At 68.1% G+C, this 13,722-nt stretch carries 11 protein-coding genes; 3 read left to right on the top strand and 8 right to left on the bottom strand.

Annotated elements, in window-relative coordinates; translation table 11 throughout:
* Positions 1–53: 53 nt before the first annotated feature.
* Complete coding sequence (locus tag GEM_RS28260; RefSeq protein ID WP_014900856.1) at positions 54–533, bottom strand: GNAT family N-acetyltransferase; 480 nt, start codon at positions 531–533, stop codon at positions 54–56.
* A 265-nt stretch (positions 534–798) separates the two neighbouring features.
* Here GEM_RS28260 and GEM_RS28255 point away from each other — a divergent pair, with 265 nt between their 5' ends.
* Positions 799–2,004, top strand: a complete 1,206-nt coding sequence (locus GEM_RS28255) for an MFS transporter (RefSeq protein WP_014900855.1) — start codon at positions 799–801, stop codon at positions 2,002–2,004.
* Here GEM_RS28255 and GEM_RS30740 read toward each other — a convergent pair.
* From GEM_RS30740 to GEM_RS28245, 3 genes are all read right to left on the bottom strand, one after another.
* Positions 1,963–2,217 carry a hypothetical protein gene (locus GEM_RS30740; protein ID WP_014900854.1) on the bottom strand — a complete coding sequence of 85 codons (255 nt, stop codon included), beginning with the start codon at positions 2,215–2,217 and terminating at the stop codon, positions 1,963–1,965. The two genes, GEM_RS28255 and GEM_RS30740, sit on opposite strands and share 42 nt — an antisense overlap.
* A 162-nt stretch (positions 2,218–2,379) precedes the next feature.
* Positions 2,380–3,783: a hypothetical protein gene (locus GEM_RS28250; RefSeq protein ID WP_014900853.1), complete on the bottom strand. Its 1,404-nt coding sequence runs from the start codon at positions 3,781–3,783 to the stop codon at positions 2,380–2,382.
* Positions 3,784–3,887: 104 nt separating this feature from the next.
* Complete coding sequence (locus GEM_RS28245; RefSeq protein WP_014900852.1) at positions 3,888–4,586, bottom strand: MgtC/SapB family protein; 699 nt, start codon at positions 4,584–4,586, stop codon at positions 3,888–3,890.
* A gap of 111 nt (positions 4,587–4,697) precedes the next feature.
* Between GEM_RS28245 and GEM_RS28240 the strand changes: the two genes are divergently transcribed.
* On the top strand, positions 4,698–5,807 hold the full coding sequence (locus GEM_RS28240; protein ID WP_041490869.1) for an AGE family epimerase/isomerase: 1,110 nt from the start codon (positions 4,698–4,700) through the stop codon (positions 5,805–5,807).
* Here GEM_RS28240 and GEM_RS28235 read toward each other — a convergent pair.
* Positions 5,780–7,405, bottom strand: a complete 1,626-nt coding sequence (locus tag GEM_RS28235; protein ID WP_014900850.1) for a methyl-accepting chemotaxis protein — start codon at positions 7,403–7,405, stop codon at positions 5,780–5,782. The two genes, GEM_RS28240 and GEM_RS28235, sit on opposite strands and share 28 nt — an antisense overlap.
* Positions 7,406–7,672: 267 nt before the next feature.
* On the opposite strand from GEM_RS28235, the gene GEM_RS28230 reads away from it, so the two are divergent.
* Positions 7,673–8,116, top strand: coding sequence for a PaaI family thioesterase (locus GEM_RS28230; protein WP_014900849.1), 444 nt, complete (start codon positions 7,673–7,675; stop codon positions 8,114–8,116).
* A gap of 395 nt (positions 8,117–8,511) precedes the next feature.
* On the opposite strand, the gene GEM_RS28225 is transcribed toward GEM_RS28230, so the two are convergent.
* The 3 genes from GEM_RS28225 to acnD all read right to left on the bottom strand — a co-directional run bounded on the left by GEM_RS28225 (position 8,512) and on the right by acnD (position 13,686).
* Positions 8,512–9,561, bottom strand: coding sequence for a CaiB/BaiF CoA transferase family protein (locus tag GEM_RS28225; RefSeq protein ID WP_014900848.1), 1,050 nt, complete (start codon positions 9,559–9,561; stop codon positions 8,512–8,514).
* 313 nt (positions 9,562–9,874) lie between these two features.
* Entirely contained in the window at positions 9,875–11,065 is a 1,191-nt protein-coding gene (prpF, locus tag GEM_RS28220) for a 2-methylaconitate cis-trans isomerase PrpF (RefSeq protein WP_041490868.1), read from the bottom strand.
* A gap of 26 nt (positions 11,066–11,091) precedes the next feature.
* Positions 11,092–13,686, bottom strand: a complete 2,595-nt coding sequence (gene acnD, locus GEM_RS28215; protein ID WP_014900846.1) for a Fe/S-dependent 2-methylisocitrate dehydratase AcnD — start codon at positions 13,684–13,686, stop codon at positions 11,092–11,094.
* Positions 13,687–13,722: the final 36 nt, after the last annotated feature.

Below are 13,722 nucleotides of genomic sequence, written 5' to 3'. Positions count from 1 at the left end.
GGAAGCTGGCGGGGCATCGGGAACGCGCCACGGCGAAGCACGAGCAAACGGCTTCAGCCCGGGACGACCGGCTTGATCAGCGTCGTCGTGATCGGCGCGAAACCACAGGCCCGATATAGCGCACGTGCGGCCGCGTTGTGATTGAACACCGACAGCCCGATCTCCGTGACGCCGTGGCGGCGCGCCTCGGCGTCGAGTGCGTCGAGCGCGCGCGTGGCCCAGCCCTGGCGGCGCCGGGACGGGACGATGTCGAGGTCGTAGATGAACAGCGTGCGGTTCGCCCCTTCGGGCACGATTGCGTACCAGAGGTCGCCGACCGTATCGCCGCTGGCGGCGTCGATCAGCAGGACGAGGGTCTGGCCGGAGGTGAGCAGGCCGTCGGGCAGCAGCGTGTCGAAACAGGCGCGGGCCCGGCCCTCCGCGTCGTCGGCCGCGTTCTGACCGGATGACACGAGATCGCGCGCGTAGCCGTCGATGGCGCGCGTGCGGTATGCCTGAAATTCGCCGGCCGTCATCGGCCGCATCTGCAGCATGGCCCGGTTGTCGCGAGGAAAGTCGAATTTCCAGTGTAGCGGGACGTTCGCACCGACGCGCGATGCGGCGACACCGATCGAGAAAACCTCTGCCCCGCGCCGACTCCGCATGGCGGCGACGCGCGCGCCTTCGACGAACGGCGTGTCAATGCAGATGCGCCCGCGCGGATCGGCAGATCGCCTGTCACGCGGCGCCCATTCTCTATGCATCCCCGCTGCGTTCTGATTAAATGACCGGCTCCCGGCATTCCGCAGAACAATAACGATGAGCGATCTGAATAGCGAAGTTTCCGTCGGAGAAACGCACGCTTCCGACGCTACGCGCCGGCGCACGCTGTGGGCCGCCTGCGGTGCGCACGCGGTGCATGACGGCCTGACGGACGTCATCTATGTGCTGCTGCCGATCTGGCAGGCACAGTTTGCGATCAACTTCGCGCAAATCGGCCTGCTGCGTGGATCCTATTCCGGGGTGATGGCGGGTTTCCAACTGCTCGCGAGCCGCGCGGCAAGGCGCTGGGGGCGGGAACCCATGCTGGTAGGCGGCACGGCCGTCGCCGGCATCGCTTACCTGATCGCGGGCCAGGCCGGCGGACTGGCGACACTGATGGTCGCGCTGGTGCTGGCCGGACTCGGCGCAAGCACGCAGCATCCGCTCGCGTCCTCGATGGTCAGCGACGCCTATGACGCGGGCGGCGGCGTGAAGGAAGCACTCTCCCAATACAACTTCGCCGGCGATATCGGCAAGACGCTCATACCCGGCGCGATCGGTCTGCTGCTGGCCGTTGCGACGTGGCGCACGGGCACCACGCTGATCGGGTTGATCGGCCTCGCTTCGGCCGGCCTGCTTGCGTGGCTGATTCCACCGAACCGCGTGGCTGCCAGGCTGAGCGGCAAAGCACCGAGGGCTGCTGCCGTGCGTGGATCGGTCTGGGGTTTGCGCGCGTTGCTCGCGACCGGAACCGTGGACAGTGCGGTGCGGATGGGTTTTCTGACGTTCTTGCCGTTCCTGCTGAAAAGCAAGGGCGCCGGCACCGCCGGTATCGGCATCGCGCTGGCGCTGCTATTCGTCGGCGGCGCGTTCGGCAAGTTGCTCTGCGGCTATCTGGGCGTGCGCATCGGCATGATGAAGACGGTGTGGCTCACCGAATCCGCCACGTCGCTGCTGATCGTGCTCGTCGTATTCGCGCCGCTGTTCGCGATGATGACCGCGCTTCCGTTGCTTGGGCTCGCACTCAACGGAACATCGTCGGTGCTGTACGGTGCGGTGCCCGAACTGGCGGGCGAAGGCAAACGCGAGCAGGCGTTTGCGCTGTTCTATACCGGCACGATCGGTGCCGGCGCGCTGTCGCCGGTCCTGTTCGGACATCTGGGCGACGTTGCTGGCGTGCCCGCGGCACTGCTTTCGCTCGCTGCGATTCTGCTGTTGACGCTACCGCTGTCGTGGTCCGTCCAGAAGGGACTGGATGCGTGACGCCGCGCAGTCGATCTGACCGCGCCCGATTGGCGAATCAGCGACGGTACAAGACGATCGGTACGAGGTTCGAACGACGCAGGCGAGGTTCGAACGACGCAGGCGCTCGGCTTCGGCGCGACGCGCAGCGTACGAATATTCCGCGTCGAGCGGCAGGTGCGGGGAGACGAACAGGTCGTCGATCTTTTGCAGCAGGGCAAGAATGAAGCTCATGTGAGACTCCTGACAGATGGCGCTAGGGTTTTCCCTTAGATGAACTCTATTCTAAGGGTTTTCCCTGAACTCTGCCAGCACGCCGCCCCCGTGCCGCCGCCGACGCACGGGCCGGAATCGCGAGCCTTGCCCGCTCTGGGTTTACAGGTAGGGTCGGAATATTTAACGGGTTCGACGCGCGCGCTTCGCCGCTGCCGCCTCGCGATTCGCGTTGCGCTGAAGCCGGTCGACCTGCGACAGCATCGCTTCGTGGTGTTCCGCGAGCGTCATCAGCGTGGCCTGCTGGGTCGACAGATCGGCAGCCAGCCGGTCGATCCGCTGTTGCCGGGTGTCCAGATCCTGTTTCAGTTGCGCGATCTGCCGCGTTTGCAGCACCAGCGTGACGAGCCCCGCGAAGACGACGGTCGCCAGCGCCAGCAGCAGCCGGTTGACGCGACGCATCTCGCGATCCGCAGCCTGCTTCAGGTTGGCCGTCTCAGCCTGCAGGGTGGCGAGCCGGTTCGACAGCGGGCGCAGGTGGGTGTCGGGATCGAAGACCGGCGCGCTCGGTGCGGTTGATTGTGCGCCGTCGGCCGACGGCTTCGTCACGAACGACGCCGCGGATGCCACCGGCTGCACGGCCGGCGATGCCGACGCTGCAACTGCTTGCGCGGCAGTTGCGGCAGCGGCGGAATCGACAGGTTCGGCGGTTGAAAGCGGTTCGGCGGATGGCGCAGTGTGCTGAGGTGCGGTCGATTCCGGCTCGGCGCCGACAGCCGCCTCTTCCGGTGCGCTGCGCACCGATGCCGCTGCGCGTGCGCCGGCGGCCGCCCGGCGCTTGCCGCCCGAGGCGGCACGCCGCCCTTTCGCGGTCTCGCCGGGCGTCCGCACTGCTTCATCCTGCGTGACCGGCGCTGCGGCAGCGTCGGCCTCGCCGCCTGCTTTCACGGGACGGTCGCCGATAACTGCCTCGACCGCACCGCTCTCCGCACTGTCGATCGCAACGGAGCGATCGGTTTGCGTCTCGGCCACGTGGCCAGTTTCCGACACGCTGCCGGCCTTCGCCTGGCCGCCATCAGTGACTGGCTCGCCGGCTGCAGTCGCGATGACGCCATCAGACTGCCGCGCATCGTCGAGCGCCTTTGCGTCGGCAGCGGCAGCGCGCACGACATCGGCGTCGGCGTCGATCCCATCCCCGTTGCCGCGCGTCGATGCAGACACTGTCGTCGGCGCGGTGTCGGAAGCCTGCTCCACCTCACCGGCAACGCCGCCGGTCGCAGCGAAGCCATCTAGCGTCGCCTGCCGACGGGCATGCTCGCCGTCCGCGACGGCCGCCACCGTCTCGACATCCGCCACCGCGTCATCGCGCGCGACGACCGACGCACGCGCGGCCGGCTCGAACACCGGATCGCCGAACAGGTCGAGCGTGCGTTCGTCGCGCGGCGAATCGCCGGCCGGCGCGTTGCCGGGCCGCACGGTGGCCTTCGCGGACGTGTCGCTCACGGCCGCGACTGCGCGCGGACGCGAACGGGCCGACGAACGGTTGGAATGGGAATGGGAGCGAGGCAGGGAAACGGATTCGGTCATGGAGTCGGATTACAGGCCCGCGAACGCGGAACCGGATGTCGAACGGAATCAGTGACCAGCCATTGTCGCATGACCGATCGCCGATCCGGCCGTTCCGATGCCGTCTATTCGTCGTCCGACAATCCGCTGCCTTCCTCGCAGCGCGTAACGCACGACAGCCCGCGCAGCTTGTCGCAGATCGCGCGATACTCCAGATCCGACACGCGCCCGAGCGCGATGCACGCTTCGTCGTGCTCGCCCGTGTCGTCGGCGCGCTGCACGATGAACTGCTTCACACGCGCGCTGTCGGGGCCGAGCGCCGCGTGCAGCGCATCGAACGTCAGAGTGCCGCTCACCACCGCCAGCGCAAGCTGGCGGCGCTGCCGCACCGTGAAGTAGCGCCGCTCGAGCGGCTTGATGCCGGCCAGGATGATCAGGATGATGATCGTCGCAGAAATCGCTGCGACGTACCAGCCGCCGTCCACCTCGAGGCCGATCGCGGCGACCGACCACAGGCTCGCGGCCGTCGTCAGCCGGCGCACGATCTCGCCGCGCAGCAGGATCGAGCCCGCGCCGAGGAAACCGATGCCAGACACCAGCTGCGCGGCGATCCGCGACGGATCGAGCACGATGTGTTCGCTGCTGCCGAGCACATCGGCGAAACCGAATGCCGACACGATCGTGATGAGCGTCGAGCCGACGCAGACCAGCATGTGCGTGCGCAGGCCCGCCGCCCATGAAAGGCGCTCGCGCTCGAAGCCGATGACGCTGCCGGGCGCCGCCGCGAGAACCAGTCGCATCACGAGTTCCCGGTTGCTCAGCATGCGATTTATCTCCTTTTTTGAGGACGGCCGCGCGGAATGTTATATCCTTGGCCCCGGCCGCGCCGCTCCGGGCCGCGCCGACTCGACTCGATCCAAGCGCTCAACCCCGCCATGTCCGTTCCCGATTCCGCTTCCACCCAGACCGCCCGATTGCGCGACCATTTTGCGCACGTCATCTTGCCGATCTGGCAGGGTTCAGGGTTCAACCAGACACTACGGCTGCCGTTCGAGGCCGTCGATCCGGCCAGCCACGCACCGCTGCCCGCCACCCGTTATCGCGCCATGGCATGTGCGCGGCAACTGTTCGTGTTCGCGCAGGCCGGCAACACCGCGCACGCGGCCACGCTGTTCGACTCGCTGTGCAGCCGCTTCCGCGACCCGCGCCACGGCGGCTGGTTCTACAGCGTCGACGCGCAAGGCGCGCCGCTCGACACGACGAAAGACCTCTACACACATGCGTTCATTGTGTTCGCGTGTGCCGCCTGGCATGCGGCGTCGGGCGACGCCGCGGCGCGCACGGTCGCCGAGGAAACCGCCGCGCTGATCCAGGACCGCTTCGCGCCGCAACCGGGCAACGCGCTGCTCGACGCCGCACGTCACGCCGATTTCTCGTCATCGGGCAGCGGCGCGCTGCAGAACCCGCTGATGCACCTGACCGAAGCGTGGCTCGCAGCGGCCGATGCGTTCGGCGACGCGGCGTTCGACGATGCGCTGGCGCACACCGCACAGGCCGTCGAGCGCACGTTCGTCGATACGGCGACCGGCTGCGTCGCCGAGCTGCCGCTCGGTGCGGCCGACAACCGCTTCGAGCCCGGCCATCAATTCGAATGGTTCTATCTGGTCGATGCGGCCGGTGCACGGCTCGCGCAAACCGGGCTCCCTGACGCGCTCGCGCGGGCGTTCGCGTTCGCCGAGCAGCACGGGATCGATGCGCAGACGGGTGCCGTGTGCGCGGCAGTGGACGCGCAAGGCGCGTGCCTCGACAGCACGCAGCGGATCTGGGCGCAGACCGAATACCTGCGCGCGCTCGCGACGCACGGCGGCACGCCGGCGTCCGCGCCGCTCGCGCAGCAGATCGAGCGCTTCGCCGCGCGCTTCCTGCATCCGCGCGGCTGGTTCGAGTGCAAGACGGCGGACGGGCAGGTGTCGCGCGCCGACATGCCGTCGACGACGCCCTACCACCTCGCGACCGCCTACGCGGCGCTGCCGGCCGGTTCGTAACCCGCGCCGTCGAACGACGCCGCGCCCGCATCACGCACACCGCGACCGGCGCGCGCGTCGCCCAGTTCGAACACCGACACCGCCTGCATCAGGTGCGCGGTCTGGTCGTTCAGCGACGCGGCCGCCGCCGCGACCTCCTCCACCAGTGCCGCGTTCTGCTGTGTCAGCTGATCCATCTGCGTGACGGCCTGGTTCACCTGCTCGATGCCGACGCTCTGCTCGACCGACGCGGCCGTGATCTCCGACATCGTCTGCACGACCCGTGTGATCGACGCCGACACCGTCCGCATCGCGTCGCCGGCACGCTCGACGAGCTCCGAGCCGCCGTCGATCTGCGCGACCGATTCCTCGATCAACGCCTTGATCTCCTTCGCCGATTGCGCGCTGCGCTGCGCGAGCGAGCGCACTTCGCCCGCGACCACCGCGAAACCGCGGCCTTGCTCGCCGGCCCGCGCGGCCTCGACCGCCGCGTTCAGCGCGAGGATGTTGGTCTGGAACGCGATGCCGTCGATCACCGAAATGATCTCTGCGATCCGTCCCGAGCTCTGCGCAATGCCGCGCATCCGGTCGATCACGCTGTCGACCACGCCGCCGCCGTGGCGCGTCGCGTCGAGCGCCGCGTCGGCCAGCGCGCTGGCCGCGCGCGCGCTGTCGGTATTCTGGCGGACGGTCGCGGTCAGTTCCTCCATGCTCGCGGCGGTTTCCTCGAGCGACGCGGCCTGCGTGCCCGTCCGCGCGGACAGGTCCGCGTTGCCGCCGGCGATCTCGCCCGCGCCGAGGTGGATCGCGTCGGACGCGTGACGCACCGTGCGCACGGTGTCCGCGATGCTTGCCTGCATCGCGGCGAGGCCGCGCAGCATCCGGTCGATCTCGAACACGCCGCCGGCCCGCACGGTTTCGTCGAGCCGGCCCTGCGCGATCCGCTCGAAATGGCGGCCGGCTTCGTCCAGCGGCGCGACGACCGCGCGCCGCGCGGCCGCATAGATGGCCACGCTCGCCGCCAGCATCGCCACCAGCAGCACGATGCCGACCCACTTGAACCACTGCATCCCGCTGTCGATCGTGCCGAGCGCGTCGCGGCTCGATGCGCCGCCGTAATCGGCGAAGCGGTGCAGTTCGGCGAGGTACGCGTCCTGGAAGCCTTGCGTCGGCTGGTCGAGGAACGCCTGGATGTTGTCGGCGTCGAGGAATTGCACGAGTTCGCCCAGCGCGCCGCGCAGCGCGCGATAGCGCTCGGCGAGCGCCGCGACGCGTGCGCGGTTCGTTTCGTCGACGGGCTGCGCGGCCGTCAGCGCGGCGAACGCCTTGTCCGCTTCGGCGAGCGACGCGCTCGCATGACGGATGATGTCGTCGGGCTTCGGGCCGCCGCGCACCATCCGCGTGCCGGCGCGCGACAGGTTGACGCGCGCGTCGAGCAGGCGCTCGGTCGCCTGGCTGGCCGCGTCGACCTGCGAAATCGCGACGTTCGACAGATCGTCGACGCCGCTGCGCGTCGACGCGAGCGCCCAGAAGCCGAGCGCCTCGATCGCGAACAGGAAGAGGCAAAACACGGTCAACACGCCGAGCAGACCCGACGCGAGCTTGATTTTTCCGAACATGGGGGAGATTCCTGGAGAGCCGACGATGGAGCAATGAACAATGCCCCGGCATTAGCGGCATTTCTTCGTCGGACTTTAGAGACGGCCGGTCAGGGGCGCCGTCTTTTCCGCCGAATCGCCCGCAAACGAGGACAATGCCCACATTCGACGCAATAATCGCGTCGCACCGCATCGGCAATCGCAAGAAACGCGGACGAATTTCCTTGCTTATCCGCAGCCCCCTTCCTAGAGTTCAGCGCAAGCGGACACGCATTGTGAGGAAAGTCGATGACGGACATCACGGACCACGCGCGCGGCGCATTGCGCGCGCAACCGTTCAGCATGCTGCTGGGCACGGAGCTGATGCACATCGGCGACAACGAGGTGTCGCTGTGCCTGCCCGTACGGGAAGAGTTGCGGCAGCAGCACGGCTTCGTGCACGGCGGCGTGATCGGCTATCTCGCCGACAACGCGCTGACGTTCGCCGGCGCGCTCGTGCTCGGCCCGCGCGTCATCACCGCCGAATACAAGATCAACTACCTGAGGCCGGCCGTCAGCGGCACGCTCGTCGCGCGCGCAAAGGTCGTCTACGCGGGCCGGCACCAGGCGACCTGCCAATGTCATGTGTTCGTCATCGACGGCGATCACGAGCGGCTCGTCGCGATCGCACAAGGCACGATCAACCGCGTCGGCGACGGCAAGATGCCGGATGCGCCGGAGGAAACGGCGTGAGTCCGGTGCGCCGATGAGGTGTTTCGGCGAGTCTTACGCCGTGTCCTGATGCGGTTCCGCGCGACTTCGACGTGTACTGCCTTCCCGTCCGACTCGACGCCAAAATCTCCGTAAATGTCCCCACCGCGGTACGAATATTCCCTAAATGGCGCGAATTATTCTTCTTGCCACCCATAGCTCGATGCGGCCGGCCAGCCGTCATCCTGTCATTCACCGGAATGCTCGGACTTCGGCTCGTGCTCGGTTCGATTTGCACCGGCGACGGCTCGCAACTCATCGTCGTGACATGCACTGGTAGCCGGTGGCACCGCTAGTTCCTTCATTGGGTTTGGTGCAGTGTCGAATTGAGATAAAACAGCATTGCTTAGTCCGGAATGCATCCAATTCCGGGACGCTCAACCCTTTTCCCCCGTCAACGGCAGGAACCGCGGCGCCACGCGCGCCCGAATATTGCCATTCGCGTCGGTACGGTAAATCCCGCGCGCCGCATTGTGCGGATGCTCCACCGCGTCGGCCACGCTCAGCACCGGCGCAAAGCACGCGTCGGTACCTTCGAGCAGCGTGCGCCAGTGCGCGGACGGCTGCTGCGCGAATACCTCCGCGAAACGCACCTTCAGCGCGGGCCAGCGCGCGCGATCGTATTGGGACGCCGGATCGACGTCGGTCAACCCGAGCCGTTCGACCAGCAGCGCATAGAACGGCGGCTCGAGCGCGCCGATCGTCACGCATTCGTCGTCCGCGCAGCGGTACACGTCATAGAACGGCGCATCGTGAAAGAGGCTCGGCTGCGCACCGTCGAGCTGCCCGTTCGCGCGCGCCCACAGCGCGAGCGAACCGAGCATCGACACGATGTCGACGATCGCGCCGTCGACCACGCGCCCCGGGCCGCCGCCGCGCACGTCGAACAGCGCGCAGACGATCCCGAACGCGAGCCCGAGCGCGCCGCCCGCATCGCCGACGACCGTCGGCGGCACGCCGGGCCGGCCGTCGCGCGGCGCTGACAGCGACAGCAGCCCCGTCAGCGCGACGTAGTTCAGGTCATGTCCGGCGGCCGTCGCGAGCGGCCCGTGCTGGCCCCAGCCGGTCATCCGCCCATACACGAGCTTCGGATTGCGGCGTGCGCACTCGTCGGGCCCGAGGCCGAGGCGCTCCATCACGCCGGGCCGCAGCCCTTCGATCAGCGCGTCGGCCTGCGCGATCAGCGCGAGCGCCGCGTCGCGGCCGGCCGGCGACTTCAGATCGAGTTCGACGATCGTCTTGCCTTCGCGCAACAGGTCGCCATCGCGCCCCTGCAGTGCATCCGGCGCGCTCGTTCGGCCGGCCGGGCGCGCGATCAGCGTGATGCGCGCCCCCATCCCGGCGAGCATCCAGCCTGCGAGCGGGCCGGGGCCGAGACCTTCGAATTCGACGATATGGACGCTGGAAAGCGGGGCACCAAGCGACATACGATTCTCCTGTCGACCCACGTTAGCGCTTTAGCGCTTACGTGGGTCCCATGCTTCGCGGTCGACCCGCGTTAGCGCTTTAGCGCTTACGCAGGTCCCATGCTTCGCGGTCGACCCGCATTAGCGCCTTGGCGCTTACGCAGATCCCATCCCTTGCGGTAAACCAGCGTTAGCGCGCCGGTCCGATGCTTTGCTCATCGCCTCGGCGCCGCCACGCATGCATCAAACGAAAAATCCCTGCGTAGCGGATTCGCTGCGCAGGGATCGGGTCAAGCTTCAGCCGCGCCAGCTCGCGCGCACGAACCGTCGAGCGTCAGAACGCGTCGCCCGGCACGCGCACCCAGCCTTCCATCAGCACGCGTGCGCTGCGGCTCATGATCGCCTTCGTGACGGTCCATTCGCCGTTCTCGAGCCGGGCTTCCGCGCCGACGCGCAGCGTGCCCGACGGATGCCCGAAGCGCACCGCGTTGCGTTCGCCGCCGCCCGCCGCGAGATTGACCAGCGTGCCGGGAATCGCCGCAGCCGTACCGATCGCGACCGCCGCCGTGCCCATCATCGCGTGGTGCAGCTTGCCCATCGACATCGCGCGCACCAGCAGGTCGACATCGCCCGCGTTCACGCGCTTGCCGCTCGACGCGACATAGTCGGCCGGCTTCGCGACGAACGCGACCTTCGGCGTGTGCTGGCGCGTCGCGATCTCGTCGAGCGTGTCGATCAGGCCCATGCGCAGCGCGCCGTGCGCGCGGATCGTCTCGAACTTCTCGAGCGCCTTCGCGTCGCCATTGATCGCGTCCTGCAGCTCCGTGCCCGTGTAGCCGATCGCTTCGGCCTCGACGAAGATGGTCGGAATCCCCGCGTTGATCATCGTCGCCTTCAGCGTGCCGATGCCGGGCACCACCAGATCGTCGACGAGGTTGCCGGTCGGGAACATCGACCCGCCCGAGCCTTCTTCGTCGGCAGCCGGGTCCATGAATTCGAGCTGCACTTCGGCGGCCGGGAACGTGACGCCATCCAGCTCGAAATCACCCGTCTCCTGCACCGCGCCGTTCGTGATCGGCACGTGCGCAACGATCGTCTTGCCGATGTTCGCCTGCCAGATCCGCACGGTCGCGACGCCGTCGCGCGGCACGCGCGACGCCTCCACGAGGCCGCCGCTGATCGCGAACGGGCCGACCGCCGCCGACAGGTTGCCGCAGTTGCCGGTCCAGTCGACGAACGCCTTGTCGATCGCGACCTGCCCGAACAGGTAGTCGACGTCGTGGCCGGGCCGCGTGCTCTTCGACACGATCACCGTCTTGCTGGTGGACGACGTCGCGCCGCCCATCCCGTCGATCTGCTTGCCGTACGGATCGGGGCTGCCGATCACGCGCAGCAGCAGCGCGTCGCGCGCGGCGCCCGGCGCCTGCGCGGCGTCCGGCAGGTCCTGCAGCCGGAAGAACACGCCCTTGCTGGTGCCGCCGCGGATGTAAGTCGCCGGAATCCTGATTTGAGGAATGTGAGCCATGTTTGCGTTATCCCTGTGTGACCCGGTCATGCCGCCTGCGACGATTCGAGGAAGTCCTGCGCGAAACGCTGCAGCACGCCGCCCGCGTCGTAGATCGACACTTCCTCGGCCGTATCGAGCCGGCACGTCACCGGTACCTCGACGCGTTCGCCGTTCTTGCGGTGAATCACCAGCGTGAGATCGGCGCGCGGCGTGCGCTCGCCGATCACGTCGAAGGTCTCGGTGCCGTCGATGCCGAGCGTGGTGCGGTTCGTGCCCGGCTTGAACTCGAGCGGCAGCACGCCCATCCCGATCAGGTTCGTGCGGTGGATCCGCTCGAACCCTTCGGCGACGATCACCTCGACGCCCGCGAGCCGCACGCCCTTCGCGGCCCAGTCGCGCGACGAGCCCTGGCCGTAGTCGGCGCCGGCGATCACGATCAGCGGCTGCTTGCGATTCATGTAGGTCTCGATCGCTTCCCACATCCGCATGACCTGGCCTTCCGGCTCGACGCGCGCGAGCGAGCCCTTCTTCACCGCGCCGTCGACCACCGCCATCTCGTTGATCAGCGTCGGGTTCGCGAAGGTCGCGCGCTGCGCGGTCAGGTGGTCTCCCCGGTGCGTCGCGTACGAGTTGAAGTCTTCTTCCGGCAGGCCCATCTTGGCCAGGTACTCACCGGCCGCGCTGTTCGCGAGGATCGCGTTCGACGGCGACAGGTGGTCGGTCGTGATGTTGTCGCCGAGCACCGCGAGCGGGCGCATGCCCTTGAGCGTGCGTTCGCCGGCCAGCGCGCCTTCCCAGTACGGCGGACGGCGGATGTAGGTGCTCTGCGCGCGCCAGTCGTACAGCGGCGCCGCGCGCTCGCCGGCATCGGCCGTGCGCGCGAACATCGGCTCGTAGACCTTGCGGAACTGCTCGGGCTTCACGCTCGACGCGACGATCGCATCGATCTCCTCGTCGGTCGGCCAGATGTCCTTCAGCGTGACGGGCTTGCCGTCCGGGTCGTGACCGAGCACGTCCTTCTCGATGTCGAAGCGGATCGTGCCGGCGATCGCATACGCGACGACGAGCGGCGGCGACGCGAGGAACGCCTGCTTTGCATACGGATGGATGCGGCCGTCGAAGTTGCGGTTGCCGGACAGCACGGCCGTCGCGTACAGGTCGCGGTCGACGATCTCCTGCTGGATCTTCGGATCGAGCGCGCCCGACATCCCGTTGCAGGTCGTGCACGCGAACGCGACGATGCCGAAGCCGAGCTTCTCGAGTTCCGGCAGCAGGTTCGCTTCTTCCAGATACAGCTCGACCGCCTTCGATCCCGGCGCGAGCGAGCTCTTCACCCACGGCTTGCGCGTGAGGCCCTTCGCGTTCGCGTTGCGCGCGAGCAAGGCGGCTGCAATCACATTGCGCGGGTTGCTGGTGTTCGTGCAGCTCGTGATCGCGGCGATGATCACCGCACCGTCGGGCATCTCGCCCGCCTTCTCTTCCCACGCGCCGGCGATCCCGCGCGCGGCGAGGTCGGACGTCGGCAGCCGCTTGTGCGGGTTCGACGGGCCGGCCATGTTGCGCACCACGCTCGACAGGTCGAACGTCAGCGTGCGCTCGTACTGCGCATTGTTCAGCGTATCGGCCCACAGGCCCGCCGCCTTCGCATAGGTCTCGACCAGCTTCACCTGTTCGTCGCTGCGGCCGGTGAGGCGCAGGTAGTCGGTCGTCTGGCCATCGATGAAGAACATCGCGGCCGTCGCGCCATATTCGGGCGCCATGTTCGAGATCGTCGCGCGGTCGCCGAGCGTGAGGCTCGCCGCGCCCGCACCGCGGAATTCCAGATATGCGCCGACCACCTTTTCCTTGCGCAGGAACTCGGTCAGCGCGAGCACGACGTCGGTCGCGGTGATGCCGGGCTGGCGCTTGCCGGTCAGCTCGACGCCGACGATGTCGGGCAGGCGCATCCACGATGCGCGGCCGAGCATCACGTTCTCCGCCTCCAGGCCGCCGACGCCGATCGCGATCACGCCGAGCGCGTCGACGTGCGGCGTGTGGCTGTCGGTGCCGACGCAGGTGTCCGGATACGCGACGCCGTCCTGTGCCTGGATCACCGGCGACATCTTCTCCAGGTTGATCTGGTGCATGATGCCGTTGCCCGGCGGGATCACGTCGACGTTCTCGAACGACTGCTTGGTCCATTCGATGAAGTGGAAGCGATCCTCGTTGCGACGATCCTCGATCGCGCGGTTCTTCGCGAACGCGTCCGGATCGAAGCCGCCGCACTCGACGGCGAGCGAGTGGTCGACGATCAGCTGCACGGGCACGACCGGGTTCACCTTCGCCGGGTCGCCGCCGCGCTCCGCGATCGCGTCGCGCAGGCCCGCGAGGTCGACGAGCGCCGTCTGGCCGAGGATGTCGTGGCACACCACGCGCGCCGGGAACCACGGGAAGTCGCGCTCGCGCTTGCGCTCGATGATCTGCTTCAGCGAATCGGCGAGGATCGCCGGATCGGCGCGGCGCACGAGGTTTTCGGCGAGCACGCGCGACGTGTACGGCAGCGTGTCGTACGCGCCGGGTGCGATCGCTTCGACCGCGGCACGCGCGTCGAAGTAGTCCAGCGACGTGCCGGGCAGGGGTTTGCGGTTGGCGGTATTCATGATGTGGGGCGGAATTCGGGGTAAGACGTTCCGCGC

The organism is Burkholderia cepacia GG4, from assembly GCF_000292915.1.
In the GTDB taxonomy this organism is placed as follows: domain Bacteria; phylum Pseudomonadota; class Gammaproteobacteria; order Burkholderiales; family Burkholderiaceae; genus Burkholderia; species Burkholderia cepacia_D.
This window is presented reverse-complemented; position numbering and strand designations above follow the sequence as displayed.

Excerpts from the sequence above, each read along its gene's own strand:
- GEM_RS28240 (WP_041490869.1), top strand. The coding sequence starts at position 4,698 with ATGTCCGTTCCCGATTCCGCTTCCACCCAGACCGCCCGATTGCGCGAC.
- GEM_RS28235 (WP_014900850.1), bottom strand. The coding sequence starts at position 7,405 with ATGTTCGGAAAAATCAAGCTCGCGTCGGGTCTGCTCGGCGTGTTGACC.
- GEM_RS28260 (WP_014900856.1), bottom strand. The coding sequence starts at position 533 with ATGCTGCAGATGCGGCCGATGACGGCCGGCGAATTTCAGGCATACCGC.
- acnD (WP_014900846.1), bottom strand. The coding sequence starts at position 13,686 with ATGAATACCGCCAACCGCAAACCCCTGCCCGGCACGTCGCTGGACTAC.
- GEM_RS28225 (WP_014900848.1), bottom strand. The coding sequence starts at position 9,561 with ATGTCGCTTGGTGCCCCGCTTTCCAGCGTCCATATCGTCGAATTCGAA.
- GEM_RS28245 (WP_014900852.1), bottom strand. The coding sequence starts at position 4,586 with ATGCTGAGCAACCGGGAACTCGTGATGCGACTGGTTCTCGCGGCGGCG.
- GEM_RS28230 (WP_014900849.1), top strand. The coding sequence starts at position 7,673 with ATGACGGACATCACGGACCACGCGCGCGGCGCATTGCGCGCGCAACCG.
- GEM_RS28250 (WP_014900853.1), bottom strand. The coding sequence starts at position 3,783 with ATGACCGAATCCGTTTCCCTGCCTCGCTCCCATTCCCATTCCAACCGT.
- prpF (WP_041490868.1), bottom strand. The coding sequence starts at position 11,065 with ATGGCTCACATTCCTCAAATCAGGATTCCGGCGACTTACATCCGCGGC.
- GEM_RS28255 (WP_014900855.1), top strand. The coding sequence starts at position 799 with ATGAGCGATCTGAATAGCGAAGTTTCCGTCGGAGAAACGCACGCTTCC.
- GEM_RS30740 (WP_014900854.1), bottom strand. The coding sequence starts at position 2,217 with ATGAGCTTCATTCTTGCCCTGCTGCAAAAGATCGACGACCTGTTCGTC.